Raw genomic sequence first — 13,642 nt, 5'->3', positions numbered from 1 at the left:
TCAGAGGTTGTACTTCCATGCTTGTTGGGCGGGGCAAACGTTCATGACCACGTCCAGGCCGGCCGCCTTGGCGCGTTCCGCCGCGGCTTCGTCAATGACACCCAGCTGCAGCCACACCGCCTTGGCGCCAACGGCAATCGCCTCGTCCACCACGGCACCGACCTTCTGTGAATTCACAAAGCAGTCAACGACGTCGATAGGCTGCTTTTCCGGCGGAATGTCGCGCAGGGTGCGGTAGCCGGGTTCGCCGTGCACAGCATCTCCGGGCAGGTTCACGGGGATGATCTCCATGCCGAGCCCGTCCCGGATAAACAGCGACGTATCGTAGGCAGCCCGCCACTCATTGGTGGTCAGGCCCACAATGGCCCACCGCCCTTTGTTTCGCATTAGGCGTTCAATAACTGCAGGATCGTTGGTGTGGCCCATGAGGCAAGCCTACGCCGCAGACGCAAAGGCCTTGTTCCGAAGAAATGAATGACGGACTCGGCCACGGAGCGTGGGGGCTAGCGGTTGAACTTCTTCAGCCACTTGGCGCCCGGGTCCGCTTTCGTGGGGATCCCCGACTTCCTCGCCGATTCCTCGCCCGGCTCTCCGGCCACGGCCTTTTCGGGCACGACGCCGGACATTAGCTTCGCTGATTTCTCCAGCGCCTGCCGGGCAGCTTCCTCAGTGGTGGCCGCGGCTTCAGTAGCGTCCGGCAGGGTCCCGGGTTGCCCCGGAATCTTTGGCTCCGCGGCCGCTGGCCCCGTGCCTGACGATTCCGTGCCTGCCGGTGCGGTAGCAGGCTTATGGCGGGCGTCAGCGCCGCCGTCGGCTGAGCCTGTTTTTCCAGGCGCCCCAGGAGACTTCCCTGGAACGGCCGCCTGGTCCGGAACATTGCTCGCCGGGAACTCCTGGTGTCTGCCGGGCCCACCGGAATCCGCCGCGGCGTCCTGACCTGCCGGCGCCGTCTGTTCCGGTTCCAGTTCCGGTTTCGTGACGAGCCCAGCGCCGGGGGCGGCCAAGGGAAGTTCCGGCAGGCTCCACGAGGGCGCCCAATCCTCCAGGAGGTGCTGGACGGACACGCTGGACTTCTCGGCGGGCCCGGACGCACTGGCGGCCACCCCCGTGACGCCGAGTCCCATCCCGGCAACGACGGCCAGGCTGACGATCGTGGTCCGGTGCCGGCGCAGCCTGCGACGCCAGGACAGCTCATCCGGGCGGGAGCCCAACAGGGCGGCAAGCTGTGCGTTGGGAGGAGGAGCCGGCATGGAAGCGAGGCTTCCCAGGGACAACAGCGCGGCACGCAGGTTGGTGTCCTGCGCCTGGCCGGCGTCGAGGAGCATTTCATCCACGGTGTCCAGCAGACGGCTGGCTTGAGAAGTCATGGCGCCACGTATTCTTTCACTGAGGTTTCCTCGCGGAGCCTGTTCAAGGCCCTTCGCTGGAGCTGTTTAACGGCCCCCGGGCTCTTCCCCATGACAGCAGCGACCTGGTCGACTGTCAGGCCGCCAATGATGCGCAGCGTAAGCACCTCTTTCTGCTCATCAAGCAGGCCCTGCAGGAGGCCCAGGACTTCCGACGGCGAGACCCTTTCGAGGGCTTCGGCCTCAGCAGATGATTCCTCGCGCAGGTCCAGTTCGGCATCGAACGGCAGCTTTGCGGGGGCGCGGCTTTGCCGACGGTGGTCGTCCACCATCCGGGCGTGGGCTACGGAGAAGATGAACGTGCGCAGGCCTTGCACACCGCCGCTGACGGTCTCCAGCCGGGGAAGGACCGCGAGGAAGACGTCCTGCATAACAGCCTCCGGATCTTCAACACCGCGGGCTGTGAGATAGCCCAGGACCTGTGACGCATAAGTTCGGTACACGAGGCTGAAGAATTCCGAATCGCGGGCATTAGCCCGCAACACGTCGTCAGTCAGCGCATCGGTCACGGACGTAGGCTTTCGGTGGAGGGGACTTTGCTTGCTCAGTCTAGGGCGTGTGACGCTTTCGCAGAATGCCCTTGCCCGACTAACTTTACCCCGCAGTAACCCAGGCCGCCGAGACTGTGTGTCCATCCTCGGTATCGCCAGCTTGCCACCCGTTCGACCTGCCGAAGCAGAAAAGAGCCGGGCTGGAACATGATGGGGGACAGGTTCCAGCCCGGCGCTTCATAAAGGTAATCGCTGCAGGCCCTGCAAAGGTTACGCGCTGGCAAAAAACATTTTTGTGTCTTTCGTGCCATCGGTTCCCTAGGCTGCTCCGGTCCAATGCGGCGAAGTTGCCGGCCGGTACGATCCCTTGGCATTGACGAAGGAGTGCACCCGGTTTGCGGGCACGCGCTGGTCATCACAGTTCGGCTGGACCTTGGCAGGGACCACCCCGGGGGCCGCCTGGACAACGTTGGTGGCCGAACAGAGATCGGTCACCAACCCGGTTCCGGCGCACTCGCGCACGGCGGCAATCCCGGCGGCGACTGCGGCCTTATCCTCAAAAGCTTCGGACACAGCCATCACAGCACCGTCCGGCGCCTTGAGGCGGAACCTGAATCGTGACTCTGAATCCAAGAAAACTTCGAACTTCCCGGCCATGGTGAATCCTTCCGGTTTGTGGGGTTCGGCCCGGCAACGTCTTCGCCACCGAACGTCCGGACGCATCGCTGCGAGGGGCTCCCACGGGTATGGTCGAACGATCTGTTGATCTGTTCAGCTTGTACATCAAGTCTCTCGGCAGCGTCGGCAGCCTCACAAGACCGGCCGGGTTAACCCTTTGTAAATTGCGTTCAACTCCGGGCAAGACAAAGCGGCGGGCCACCCCCAGGTTCCATTGGAACCAAGGGTGACCCGCCGTCGTCGTACCCCTGAATGCGTCAGCGCTGGGAGAACCTGCCAGGACGGAACGTGGCCAGCATCGGGTGCTTGTTTCCCGTCATGATTTCCCAGGCGAGCAGTTCGCCTGCGATAAGCCCCAGTGTGGCACCTGAGTGCGTGAAGGCGACGAAGCAGCCGGGCACCTGGCCAAGTTCGCCAAAGACGGGTTCGCCGTCGCCCGGGATGGGCTTGTAACCGATCTTCCAGGACGCAGGCTTGAGTTCGGGATTGCCGGCGATCAGTTTGGATGATTCGTCAGCAAGTTCCTGGACCACTTCGTCCGGGATGCTGAAGGAGCCGTCGGCATGCTCGGTGATGCGGTCTTCGTACCAGTCATGATCCAGGGCGAAGGTGTTGCCCGGGTTGGGACGCACGGCCGCCCGCGGTGTGTTCATCACCGTTGTTACCTGGTGTTCCACCGGCTTGGTGATTACGAGCATGGAGACCGGGGAGCCGTTGGGAATCTCTACGCCGAGGGGTTTCACGACGGCGGGTGTCGCGGCACCGCAGGCAACCAGAACCGCGTCTGCTCCATACGTCTCACCGGCAGCAGTTTCGACGCCGGTGGCCCGGCCGCCGTCGACCATCACCGAGGCTTTGCCCGCATTGAGCACTAGCTGGCCGCCAAGGGCGTGGAATTCCTCCATCAGGAAGTTCACCAGGTCCGGCAGGCTCACCCAGCCCTCACCAGGGTTGAAGATTGCCTTCTCCGGAACAGCGCTGGCGTCGATGCCAGGCGTGACCGTCTCGATCTCCCCAGGCGCGAGCAGCTTGGAATCGTAGCCGATTGACTGCTCGTAGGCGTGGCGGGCTTCCGTGACCTCGACCTGCCCGGCGGCGTTCCACATAAGTCCTCCGCCGAACTGGAGCCAGTCTCGGCGGGGGTCGGCGGCGAAGAGTGTCCGGTACCTGTCCACGCCGGCAACGCGCAGCTGGTGATAGGGGGTGGACCGTTCGCCGGCTGAGTTGAGCCATGAAAGTGACCGGCCCGTGGCTTCACTGGCCAGACCTTGCTCAGTCAACAGCGTCACGGAGGCGCCTTGGCGGAGAAGGTGGACGGCGGTGGAGACGCCCATGATGCCGCCTCCGATGATGGCGACCTGTTTGGTGGCGCTGGAGGACATAGTTCTCCCTTTCTTTAGTTTCCGGATCCTTACGACGCGCCTTGCTTACGCGAAGGCGTGAATACTTTCGATGATTTTGAGGGTTTCCAGCGCTTCGGCGGGGTTCACGGGAGTTTGCCCTTCGCCCCGAAGGGAAGCTGCGAGTTCGGTATAGAAGCGCGGATAATGACCCTTTTCCGCCGGAACGGGGACGGCTGTGCCGTCCACTCCCAGAAGCCCCCAAGACCCCTGGGGATCCACGCCATAGGCAGGATCCGACGGCGTGATGCCGGCTGCGAGCGCCGGTTCCTGGCTGTCCAAGCCCCACTTCGTGTAACCGGCCTTCGAACCGAGGAGATGAAACCGGGGTCCTGACTGGGCGGCCAGGCCGTTCATCCACAAACGGGACCTGACGCCCGATTCATGCAGTAGCGACACGAAGGCCTCGGTCTCGGCAGCTTGCGGACAGTGGCCGTTGTTCGCCGTCTCCCCGTAGCTCACCTCCACGGGCCCGAAGAGTTGGATGGCTTGGTCGATCAGGTGGGCGCCGAGGTCATGGAGGATTCCGCCGCCCTCGGCCAGCGTGGATGAATCACGCCAGTTACCGAAGCCTTCCGGCCGCCACCATTCAAAGCGTGACTCGAAGGTGTGCACCTCCCCGAGGGCTCCTTCCTGCAGCAACTTCCGGAGCGTCAAGAAGTCAGCGTCCCATCGGCGGTTCTGGAAAACCGTCAGCTGCACACCGGCGTCGGACGCCCTGGCAATTAGCTCCTCACCGTGGGCGACTGTGATGACGAAAGGCTTGTCCACAACAACGTTGAGTCCACAAGCGATGGCCGTGGCGCCCAGTTCCAGGTGCGTGAGCGGCGGCGTGCCGAGCACCACCAGGTCCAGGTCCCAAGCCTGGGAGAACAGCGCCTCCGGGGAGGGCACGATTCGTGCCTGCGGGTAGAGCCGGGCGGCCTCGGCGGCACGCGCCGGGTTTGCCGTCACGATGACGTCCAGCGAGTAATTCGGGTCCGCGGCGATCAACGGCGCGTGGAAGATCTTGCCGGAGACACCGAAACCAACGACGGCGGTCCGGAGTGGGGCCGCGGTTACCTTACCCATCACAGGACTTCCGAAAGGAACCGCTGCAGTCGTCCGCTGCGTGGGTTGTCGAAAAGTTCGGCCGGCGTGCCAACCTCCACCACTTCGCCTTCGTCCATGAAGACCACTTGGTCGGCCACCTTTCGGGCGAAACCCATCTCGTGGGTGACCACCAGCATGGTCATGCCCCGTTTTCCGAGCCCGGCCATGAGATTCAGCACGCCCTTGACCAGCTCAGGGTCCAGTGCGCTGGTGGCTTCGTCGAACAGCATCACCTCAGGTTCCATGGCAAGGGCCCGCGCGATGGCGACGCGCTGCTGCTGGCCGCCGGAGAGGTCCCGTGGGCGGTGATCGGCCCGCTCAGCAAGACCCACTTCGGCGAGGCTGCGGCGGGCCCGCTCCCTCGCGTCGGCCTTGGACATTCCCTTGACACTCCACAGGGCCAAGGCCACGTTTTCGAGGGCAGTGTGGTCCGGGAAGAGGTTGAAATGCTGGAAGACCATGCCAATGCGGGCGCGCAGCAGGTCCGGTTTGACCTTAAGGGCGCTTTCGCCGGCCAGAAGCACGTCGCCGCTCTTTGGTTCGTGGAGCCGGTTGACGCCGCGGAGCAGGGTCGACTTGCCCGAACCGGACGGCCCGATGATGCACGTTGTGGTACCGGGGGCCACGGTGAGGCTGACGTTGCGGAGCACTTCGATGTCCCCGTAGGCCATTGTGAGGCTCTTCAGTTCAAGGCTGGAGCCGTGAAAGGTGTGGCTCGAGGACGCGGCAGGGTTTGCGGTGTTGGATGCGAGGCTCATGTGTTGCTCCCGGTGATCAGCGGCGAGGCCGCGTCGAGTTCTTTGACTTCTTTCAAGCCGCTGCTGGGGGCAGCCGGGCGGCGGCGACCGGTCCTGAACCTGTTGTCGAAGTAATTGACCAGGTGTGTCAGCGGGACCGTGATCACAAGGTAGAAGATGCCGGCCAGGACCAGCGGGGAAAGGTTTCCGGACAACACGGCGGCGTCCTGGCCCACGCGGAAGAGCTCACGTTCGCTGACAAGTAAGCCTAGGAAGTAGACGAGGGACGAATCCTTGACGATGGCGATGAATTGGTTTACGAGGGCAGGCAGGACACGTCGGATGCCCTGCGGAACTACTACCAACGCCATGGACTTTGCGTAACTCATGCCCAGCGCGCGGCAGGCCTCACCTTGGCCCTTGTCCACACTTTGGATCCCGGCGCGGAAGATTTCGCCGATGTACGCGCTGGCGATCAGGCTCAAGGCAATGATTCCCAGTGGGTACGGCGAAGGACCAAAGATTGACTGGCTGAAGCGTGCGAAGCCCTGACCGATCAGCAGGATTGTAAGGATTGCCGGAAGGCCGCGGAAGAGATCCGTATATATCCGGGCTGGGATCCGGAGCCATTTGGACGGTGAGATGCCCATGACTGCGACGATCATTCCAAGGACCAGCCCGATGACGGTGGCGGCGATGGAGATGATGAGCGTGTTGAGTAGCCCCACACCGAGGAGTTGGGGCAGGACTTCGGCCATTGCGCCGAAGTCGAAAAACGTGCGGATGATGGTGTTAAGCCAGTCCATGGTTGCTCTCAGACGTAGTTAGCTTGTGAGTCCCGGGCGGACCGCGAACTACGGTCCGCCCGGTGGGTGGCGGCCGGACCATGAGTCCGGCGGTCCGGCCAGCGTGTTGTGGCTACTTGCTCGGGGCAGGAGTAGCAGTCTGTTCTGCTTTGGGCAGGTACTGCTCGGGCATCGGAGATCCCGGGAACCACTTCTGGTAAAGCTTCTTCCAGGTGCCGTCCTCCATAGCTTCTGCGAGTCCCTCGTTCAGTGCCTCCTTGAAGGCCGGCTTGTCCTTCGCGATGGCAAAACCGGCCGGAGCGTCGAAGGAGGGGATGTCCGCGGCGCTGACCAGGCCGTGCTGCTCCTGGTAAGCCTTTGCGGCCTCGTAGTCCAGGAAGTGGGCGTCCACCGTTCCGCTGTTCACGGCGGCGATGGCGGTGTTGTTGTCCGGGAAGCGAACCAGGCTGGCGGAGGTGAAGTTCTTCACTGCGTAGGCTTCCTGGAGTGTTCCCTGTACTACCCCGAGCCGCTTTCCAGCGAGGCCATCTGCATCTTTGATGCCGGAGTCCTTGGTGGTGATGACGGTCAGGTAACCGGCGAGGTAGCCGTCAGAGAAATCGACAGTTTCCTTGCGCTTGTCAGTGATGCCAATAGCAGCCACACCAACGTCGAACTGGCCGTTGGCGACCGCGGCAAGCAGGCCGGAGAAGTCCTGACCGGTGAAGACCACATTGTCAACGCCTGCCCGGTGAGCCACATCCTTGAAGAGTTCAACGTCAAAGCCGGTGAAGTTCCCGCTTGCGTCGGCGAAGGTGTACGGCTTCGAGTCGCCCAGGCTGGCGACCCGGATAGTACCGGGCTGAATCAGCCCGTAGGGGTTTTCTTCGCTCGGGCCTGTGGAGGCCGGGGTTGATCCGGCGCAGCCCGAAAATGCAAAGAGGGCCGCAACGGCGGCGGCAACGATCCCCCCGCGGCGGTAGTTCAGTCCTTTAGTCACAGCAGTTGTCCAATCAGAAGGAGGCTTAAGGCCTTTGGGTAATTCCCTTGCTGAGTCCGGTCTCACCGGCTACGATTGAGACCGGACTCACAGTGGGTTGTAAAAAATGTAACCCAAGCCACACGGGCCGTCAAGCCCCCTTCCGAAAGGCCTCAATGAGCACCACTGGTTCAAGGCGTCGGGACATCACCGTCGCCGACGTCGCCAAAGCGGCCAACGTATCCAAAGCCCAGGCCGCACGCGCACTCGGTAACTACGGGGCAGTCAGCGATGATGTCCGCGAGCGGGTCCTGGCCGCCGCCGAGGAATTGTCCTATCGCCCCAACGAGCTTGCCCGGAGCATGAATACGGGGAAATCGAACACCATAGGGGTGGTGGTGGGTGATATCGAAAACCCCCACTTCGGCCTGGCTACGAGGGGCATCACCGACGCCGCAAAGAAGGGCGGCTACAACGTCATCCTGATCAACACCGACGAGGAGAGGGCTGCGGAGGTCGAGGCCGTCCAAGTACTGTTGGACAAGCGCGTGGACGGCCTGATCGTGGCGCCGGCCTCGTCAGTGGAGAGCCAGCATTTGCAGCGGGTGCGGGACTCCGGCCGCCCGCTGGTTCTGCTGGACCGCGCTGCTGAGGGCTTGGACGCTGAAACCTTTGCCGTGGACATGGCCGCTATCTCCTTCGAGTCCACGAAGTACCTCATTGAGGCAGGGCACCGCCGCATCGCATTCGTCTCGACAGTCAGGACCGATGGGCCCTACGTGCCCGGAATGGTGTTGGACTCCTCGCAAATCTCGGACCGGCTGGAGGGCATCCGTCGTGCGTTCGAAGAAGAGGGCCTGTCCCAGCCCGTGGACCTGGTCCGGCTCAACGCAGGCGGTGCGGAATCCATCAGGAGTATTACCAAGGACCTGCTTGCGGGTCCGGACGCAGCCACGGCCATCATCGCCTCGGACGGCCTCATCGCTTTGAGCGTTGTGGAGGCTATCCAGGAATCAGGCCTCTCCATCCCTGGGGATGTTTCGCTGCTGATGTATGACGATTTTGCGTGGACCCGCCTGACCACTCCCCCGCTCACAGTCATTGCCCAGCCTGTGTACGACATGGGGAAAGCCGCGGCAACCGCGTTGATCCGGCAAATTGAGGGCAGGAAACCCTCCCCTGAGAGCCCGCCCCTGACCGCGAGCCTGATTCGCCGCGGTTCCGTGGGCGCCCCGAAGAGCGCTGAGGTTTACAGCCCGGCAGGCGGTTGACCGCTGCGCAAGACAAAGCGGCGTGCCACCCTCAGGTTCCATTGGAACCAAGGGTGACCCGCCGCCGTCGTAATTCAGTAAAAGCTAGTCGTTGATGAGGTCGTTGACCACGATCGTCTGGTCCCGGTCCGGGCCGACACCGATCGCCGAGAAACGCGTTCCGGACAGCTTCTCCAGGGCCAGCACGTAATTGCGGGCGTTCTCCGGCAGGTCCGCCAGGGTACGTGCGCCGGTGATGTCCTCGGTCCAGCCCTCGAAGTACTCGAAGATGGGCACGGCGTGGTGGAATTCCGTCTGCGTCATGGGCATTTCGTCGTGGCGGACGCCGTCGACGTCATAAGCCACGCACACCGGGATCTGTTCGATGCCGGTCAGGACGTCCAGTTTGGTGACGAAGTAGTCCGTGAAGCCGTTGACGCGCGAGGCGTGGCGCGCCAGGACGGCGTCGTACCAGCCGCAGCGGCGGGGGCGGCCAGTGTTGACGCCGAACTCACCGCCGGTCTTCTGCAGGTACATACCCATCTCATCGAACAATTCGGTGGGGAACGGGCCGGCACCAACGCGGGTGGTGTAGGCCTTGATGATGCCGATGGAACGGGAGATGCGGGTGGGTCCGATACCGGAGCCCACCGAAGCACCACCAGCCGTGGGGTTCGAGGAGGTGACGAACGGGTAGGTGCCGTGGTCAACGTCCAGGAAGGTTGCCTGGCCGCCCTCCATCAGGACCACCTTGCCCTCATCCAGGGCGTTGTTAAGGACCAGCGTGCTGTCGATCATCAGCGGGCGGAGGCGCTCGGCGAAGGACAGGAAGTACTCCACGATCTCCTCCACTACAACTGAGCGGCGGTTGTAGATCTTGACCAGGAGATCGTTCTTCTGGCGCAGGGACCCTTCCACCTTCTGGCGGAGGATCGATTCGTCAAAAACGTCCTGGACACGGATGCCCAGGCGGGCCACCTTGTCCATGTAGGCGGGGCCGATGCCGCGGCCGGTGGTGCCAATAGCGCGGCTGCCAAGGAAACGCTCGGTCACCTTGTCCAGCACCTGGTGGTAGGGAGCGACGAGGTGTGCGTTGGCCGAAACGCGGAGCTTGGAGGTGTCCGCGCCGCGGGCCTGGAGTCCGTCGATTTCCTGGAACAGGGCCTCAAGGTTCACCACGCAGCCGTTGCCGATGATCGGGACCGCGTTGGGGCTAAGGATGCCGGCAGGAAGGAGCTTGAGCTCATACTTCTCACCGCCTACGACGACGGTGTGCCCGGCGTTGTTGCCGCCGTTCGGCTTAACGACGTAGTCGACCCGGCCGCCCAAAAGGTCAGTGGCCTTGCCTTTTCCTTCGTCGCCCCATTGGGCTCCTACGATCACGATTGCTGGCATGGGATCCTCCCCCATTCGTTCGGGCCGGCCGGTCCGTCCACCGAAGTGGCAGGCTGGTGCGGCGCCGTTCATGAGAATGCCCCGAATGGACCAGCGTTGCCATCCCGACGTGCGGCCTGGCAATGCAAGAGTTCCGGGGCTCTTACCACCCAAGTTTAGCCGATGGGGCCCGATTATCCCTTGTCAGCGCGCGCCGCCGGCATGAAGGGACACGCCACCAGATCGCTTATACCCCGCCGGTGGGTCCGCCAGCACTATTTGCCGGAGGACCCACCGGCGTTTCGTTTCGCAGGGCTTGCTAGACTGATAGAGACCGACCAGGAATCGGTCCACACACATTTCTAACCATCCCGGATCTGCGGCGTGCTCCAGTGCGCCCATTTTCCGGATTGGCAGCAGCACCGAGCCCCGCAGGAGACATAGCACTACATGACAGCCCTGGCACCTGAATCTTTCCGTGAGCAGCTTCTGAGCCGCCGTTACGAACCCAACGTTGCCGCCGTCAACGAGCTGTGCGATTCCCTGCAGAGCGTTAAGCCCCACACCGAAGTCCCTTACGTTGATCCGATGCACGATGTGGACGAGTGCCGCATCATCAGCCTGTACTCGAACATCGGGGAAGCGGATAAGTCCGGCTTTATCACCGCCGGCGACGACGACGCCGCCACCCGCATGCTGGGGATCCAGTGGAAGCTGGGCCTGCGTCCGGAGTTCGTGATGCCGTGGAACGTCCACCCGTGGCACACTCCCGGCGAGGTCAACGGCAAGTTCACCCCTGACCAGATTTCCGCAGGGCTCAAGCCGCTGCTCAAATTCCTTGCCCTGGTCCCCCGCGCCTCGGTCATCGTGGCACACGGAACCGAAGCCAACCGCCTGGCCAACCTGCTGCTCAAGACCGAGGTGCCCATGATCTGGCGCCGCGGACTCAAGACCTACAAGGTCCGCTCCCTGAGTGGCCGCGCCTTCGCCGGCACGCCCGCACGGCAGGAACAGTACCTTGAGGAAATGCGCGTGGCCTACACGGACGCCATGGCACGCACGGGCCTGGCAAAAGCCTAGGCACACGCTGCTCCCAACCGGCTGTACGACGGCGGGCGGCCACCTTCTTCTGAAAGGTGACCGCCCGCCGTCGAACATTAACTGCTTGTTATTTGCCTTCGATGGCAGCCTTCGCTGCCGGATCCGAGTCGTTCAGGAACTTCTCGATCCGTTCCGGCTCGTCCGCCTCACCTATGGCTGAAGACGCCCGTCCCAGCGAGTAGAGCGCACGCAGGAAGCCCTGGTTGGGCTCGTGCTCCCACGGGATCGGACCCACGCCGCGCCAGCCGTTGCGGCGCAGCGAATCCAGCCCGCGGTGGTAGCCAACGCGGGAGTAGGCGTACGAATCGATGGTGCGCCCTTCGGCCCACGCCTCCTCCGCCAGTACAGCCCACAACAGCGACGACGTAGGGTGCTTGGCCACGAGGTCCAGCGCTTCCTGTCCCGCGTCCAGCTGTGCGTAGACCTCTGTCTCGGCAGGCAGGAGCGTGGGCTCAGGACCCATCAGGTTCTTGCGGAACTCATCGGACATTCCTAGAACGTCTTTCCGGCCGAGCCGAGCTGCTTGGTTGCTTCGACCACGCGGGCAGCCAGGCCGGCTTCGGCGGAGGCGCCCCAGACGCGGGGATCGTAGAGCTTCTTGTTGCCAACTTCGCCGTCGACCTTCAGCACGCCGTCGTAGTTCTTGAACATGTGGTCCACCACCGGACGCGTGTAGGCGTACTGCGTGTCGGTGTCGATGTTCATCTTGATCACGCCATAGGAAACGGCGTCGGCGATCTCCTGGTCAGAGGAACCGGAGCCACCGTGGAAGACGAGGTCGAACGGGCTGTCCTTGCCAATCTTGGCACCGACCTGGGCCTGGATGTCCTTGAGGATCTCCGGGCGCAGCTTCACGCCACCGGGCTTGTACACGCCGTGGACGTTGCCGAAGGTCAGGGCGGTGATGTAGCGGCCGTTCTCCCCGGCGCCGAGGGCTTCGATGGTGGCCAGGGCGTCCTCGACCGTGGTGTACAGCTTGTCGTTGATGGCGTTTTCGACGCCGTCTTCCTCGCCGCCGACGATGCCGATTTCAACTTCCAGGATCATCTTCGCGGCAGCGGTGCGCGCCAGCAGTTCGCGGGCAGTGCTCAGGTTCTCGTTGAGCGGCTCGTGCGAACCATCCCACATGTGGGAGTTGAAGATCGGGTTCCGGCCGGCCTTGACCTCAGCCTCGGAAGCTGCCAGCAGCGGAAGGACAAAGCCGTCCAGCTTGTCCTTGGGGCAGTGGTCCGTGTGCAGGGCGATGTTGACGTTGTAGTTCTTGGCCACTTCGCGTGCGAACGCGGCGAAGCCCAGCGAACCGGCCACCATGTCCTTCGTGGAGGCGCCGGACCAGTAGGCAGCGCCACCGGTGGACACCTGGACAATGCCATCGGACTCTGCCTCGGCGAAGCCGCGCAGGGCCGCGTTCAGCGTCTGCGAAGAGGTGACGTTGACGGCAGGGAATGCAAAGCCGCCCGTCTTTGCGCGGTCGATCATCTCGGAGTAGATCTCTGGGGTTGCAATGGGCATGCTGACTCCTAAAGTGAATTTCGTCTACGGGCTGGTTGGCCCTGGAGTGAACCTCGTCGGCTAGGAACCATCCTAGCCATTTCTGCCGTGGCGCCGTGTTTCGTCTCGCGGACCGGTAACACTCCCGCAGGGGGCAGAGGGCTAGGACACGTGCTGGTTGAATACGTGCCGGCGCACCCACGCGTGCATCGCAATGGCTGCAGCGGACGCCGCGTTGATGGAGCGGGTGGAGCCGAACTGCTCGATGGACAGGGTTGCCAGCGCGGCATCGTGGACTTCCGGGGTGAGCCCCGGGCCCTCCTGGCCAAAGACCAGCACGCAGTCCTTGGGAAGCTCGTAGGTCTCCAGCGGCACGGAATCAGGGAAGATGTCGATGCCGATGATGGCCAGCCCCTCCCCCTGCGCCCACGTCACGAAGTCCTCCACGGTGGGATGGTGGCGGACGTGCTGGTAGCGATCGGTGACCATGGCTCCACGCCTGTTCCACCGGCGTCGTCCGATGATGTGCACTTCCTTGGCGAGGAACGCGTTTGCGGTCCGCACCACGGTGCCGATGTTGAGGTCGTGTTGCCAGTTTTCGATCGCGATGTGGAAGTTGTGCCGCTTGGAATCCAGGTCCGCCACGATGGCGTCGTGCTTCCAGTAGCGGTACTGGTCCACGACGTTCCGCCGGTCGCCGTCAGCCAGCAGTTCGGGATCCCAATGGTCCCCCGCCGGCGCCTCGCCCTCCCAGGGCCCGACGCCGACCTCCGCCTTTTGCCCGGATTCCTCCTCAGGCGGTGGAACGGGCAGCGGCGGGTTCTGGGGATGGTCAGTCACGCTTCAACTCTAGCGGGG

15 protein-coding genes are annotated in these 13,642 nt (G+C 63.4%); 2 read left to right on the top strand and 13 right to left on the bottom strand.

Annotation, left to right across the window (positions count from 1 at the left end; genetic code table 11):
* The 9 genes from V9L17_RS13825 to V9L17_RS13785 all read right to left on the bottom strand — a co-directional run bounded on the left by V9L17_RS13825 (position 1) and on the right by V9L17_RS13785 (position 7,589).
* Positions 1-426 carry a CoA-binding protein gene (locus tag V9L17_RS13825; RefSeq protein WP_337346981.1) on the bottom strand — a complete coding sequence of 142 codons (426 nt, stop codon included), beginning with the start codon at positions 424-426 and terminating at the stop codon, positions 1-3.
* A 77-nt stretch (positions 427-503) separates the two neighbouring features.
* Positions 504-1,367: a hypothetical protein gene (locus V9L17_RS13820; RefSeq protein ID WP_337351839.1), complete on the bottom strand. Its 864-nt coding sequence runs from the start codon at positions 1,365-1,367 to the stop codon at positions 504-506.
* A complete protein-coding gene (locus V9L17_RS13815) occupies positions 1,364-1,915 on the bottom strand; it encodes an RNA polymerase sigma factor (protein ID WP_337346983.1) in 552 nt (183 codons plus the stop codon). The genes V9L17_RS13820 and V9L17_RS13815 overlap by 4 nt, the downstream gene beginning before the upstream one ends.
* Positions 1,916-2,215: 300 nt before the next feature.
* Positions 2,216-2,554 (bottom strand): YegP family protein, encoded by a 339-nt coding sequence (locus V9L17_RS13810; protein WP_337346984.1) that lies wholly within the window; start codon positions 2,552-2,554, stop codon positions 2,216-2,218.
* 278 nt (positions 2,555-2,832) lie between these two features.
* Complete coding sequence (locus tag V9L17_RS13805) at positions 2,833-3,957, bottom strand: NAD(P)/FAD-dependent oxidoreductase (protein ID WP_337346985.1); 1,125 nt, start codon at positions 3,955-3,957, stop codon at positions 2,833-2,835.
* Between the two features lie 45 nt (positions 3,958-4,002).
* Positions 4,003-5,046 (bottom strand): Gfo/Idh/MocA family protein, encoded by a 1,044-nt coding sequence (locus tag V9L17_RS13800; RefSeq protein ID WP_337351838.1) that lies wholly within the window; start codon positions 5,044-5,046, stop codon positions 4,003-4,005.
* A complete protein-coding gene (locus tag V9L17_RS13795; protein ID WP_337351837.1) occupies positions 5,046-5,825 on the bottom strand; it encodes an amino acid ABC transporter ATP-binding protein in 780 nt (259 codons plus the stop codon). Before V9L17_RS13795 ends, V9L17_RS13800 begins: the two co-directional genes overlap by 1 nt.
* The gene (locus tag V9L17_RS13790) at positions 5,822-6,610 is read right to left on the bottom strand and encodes an amino acid ABC transporter permease (RefSeq protein WP_337346988.1); all 789 of its coding nucleotides are present in this window, start codon (positions 6,608-6,610) and stop codon (positions 5,822-5,824) included. The genes V9L17_RS13795 and V9L17_RS13790 overlap by 4 nt, the downstream gene beginning before the upstream one ends.
* Before the next feature lie 112 nt (positions 6,611-6,722).
* Positions 6,723-7,589, bottom strand: coding sequence for an ABC transporter substrate-binding protein (locus V9L17_RS13785; RefSeq protein WP_337346989.1), 867 nt, complete (start codon positions 7,587-7,589; stop codon positions 6,723-6,725).
* Positions 7,590-7,744: 155 nt separating this feature from the next.
* Between V9L17_RS13785 and V9L17_RS13780 the strand changes: the two genes are divergently transcribed.
* Positions 7,745-8,839, top strand: coding sequence for a LacI family DNA-binding transcriptional regulator (locus V9L17_RS13780; protein WP_337351836.1), 1,095 nt, complete (start codon positions 7,745-7,747; stop codon positions 8,837-8,839).
* 84 nt (positions 8,840-8,923) lie between these two features.
* Here the strand turns inward: V9L17_RS13780 and V9L17_RS13775 are convergent, their stop codons facing one another.
* Positions 8,924-10,213: an adenylosuccinate synthase gene (locus V9L17_RS13775; protein ID WP_337351835.1), complete on the bottom strand. Its 1,290-nt coding sequence runs from the start codon at positions 10,211-10,213 to the stop codon at positions 8,924-8,926.
* Between the two features lie 429 nt (positions 10,214-10,642).
* Here V9L17_RS13775 and V9L17_RS13770 point away from each other — a divergent pair, with 429 nt between their 5' ends.
* Entirely contained in the window at positions 10,643-11,272 is a 630-nt protein-coding gene (locus V9L17_RS13770) for a uracil-DNA glycosylase (RefSeq protein ID WP_337346992.1), read from the top strand.
* An 88-nt stretch (positions 11,273-11,360) separates the two neighbouring features.
* Here the strand turns inward: V9L17_RS13770 and V9L17_RS13765 are convergent, their stop codons facing one another.
* From V9L17_RS13765 to V9L17_RS13755, 3 genes are all read right to left on the bottom strand, one after another.
* The gene (locus tag V9L17_RS13765; protein ID WP_337346993.1) at positions 11,361-11,783 is read right to left on the bottom strand and encodes a DUF3151 domain-containing protein; all 423 of its coding nucleotides are present in this window, start codon (positions 11,781-11,783) and stop codon (positions 11,361-11,363) included.
* Between the two features lie 2 nt (positions 11,784-11,785).
* Positions 11,786-12,805, bottom strand: a complete 1,020-nt coding sequence (gene fbaA, locus V9L17_RS13760) for a class II fructose-bisphosphate aldolase (RefSeq protein ID WP_337346994.1) — start codon at positions 12,803-12,805, stop codon at positions 11,786-11,788.
* A gap of 141 nt (positions 12,806-12,946) precedes the next feature.
* On the bottom strand, positions 12,947-13,624 hold the full coding sequence (locus tag V9L17_RS13755) for a TrmH family RNA methyltransferase (RefSeq protein ID WP_436474556.1): 678 nt from the start codon (positions 13,622-13,624) through the stop codon (positions 12,947-12,949).
* Between the last annotated feature and the right edge of the window lie 18 nt (positions 13,625-13,642).

Source organism: Pseudarthrobacter sp. CCNWLW207 (assembly GCF_037203945.1).
Lineage (GTDB): Bacteria > Actinomycetota > Actinomycetes > Actinomycetales > Micrococcaceae > Arthrobacter.
Note: the sequence above shows the minus strand (reverse complement) of the source record. Positions and strands in the feature narration are given on the sequence as shown.

Excerpts from the sequence above, each read along its gene's own strand:
- V9L17_RS13825 (WP_337346981.1), bottom strand. The coding sequence starts at position 426 with ATGGGCCACACCAACGATCCTGCAGTTATTGAACGCCTAATGCGAAAC.
- V9L17_RS13820 (WP_337351839.1), bottom strand. The coding sequence starts at position 1,367 with ATGACTTCTCAAGCCAGCCGTCTGCTGGACACCGTGGATGAAATGCTC.
- V9L17_RS13810 (WP_337346984.1), bottom strand. The coding sequence starts at position 2,554 with ATGGCCGGGAAGTTCGAAGTTTTCTTGGATTCAGAGTCACGATTCAGG.
- V9L17_RS13805 (WP_337346985.1), bottom strand. The coding sequence starts at position 3,957 with ATGTCCTCCAGCGCCACCAAACAGGTCGCCATCATCGGAGGCGGCATC.
- V9L17_RS13800 (WP_337351838.1), bottom strand. The coding sequence starts at position 5,046 with ATGGGTAAGGTAACCGCGGCCCCACTCCGGACCGCCGTCGTTGGTTTC.
- V9L17_RS13795 (WP_337351837.1), bottom strand. The coding sequence starts at position 5,825 with ATGAGCCTCGCATCCAACACCGCAAACCCTGCCGCGTCCTCGAGCCAC.
- V9L17_RS13790 (WP_337346988.1), bottom strand. The coding sequence starts at position 6,610 with ATGGACTGGCTTAACACCATCATCCGCACGTTTTTCGACTTCGGCGCA.
- V9L17_RS13780 (WP_337351836.1), top strand. The coding sequence starts at position 7,745 with ATGAGCACCACTGGTTCAAGGCGTCGGGACATCACCGTCGCCGACGTC.
- V9L17_RS13775 (WP_337351835.1), bottom strand. The coding sequence starts at position 10,213 with ATGCCAGCAATCGTGATCGTAGGAGCCCAATGGGGCGACGAAGGAAAA.
- V9L17_RS13770 (WP_337346992.1), top strand. The coding sequence starts at position 10,643 with ATGACAGCCCTGGCACCTGAATCTTTCCGTGAGCAGCTTCTGAGCCGC.
- V9L17_RS13765 (WP_337346993.1), bottom strand. The coding sequence starts at position 11,783 with ATGTCCGATGAGTTCCGCAAGAACCTGATGGGTCCTGAGCCCACGCTC.
- fbaA (WP_337346994.1), bottom strand. The coding sequence starts at position 12,805 with ATGCCCATTGCAACCCCAGAGATCTACTCCGAGATGATCGACCGCGCA.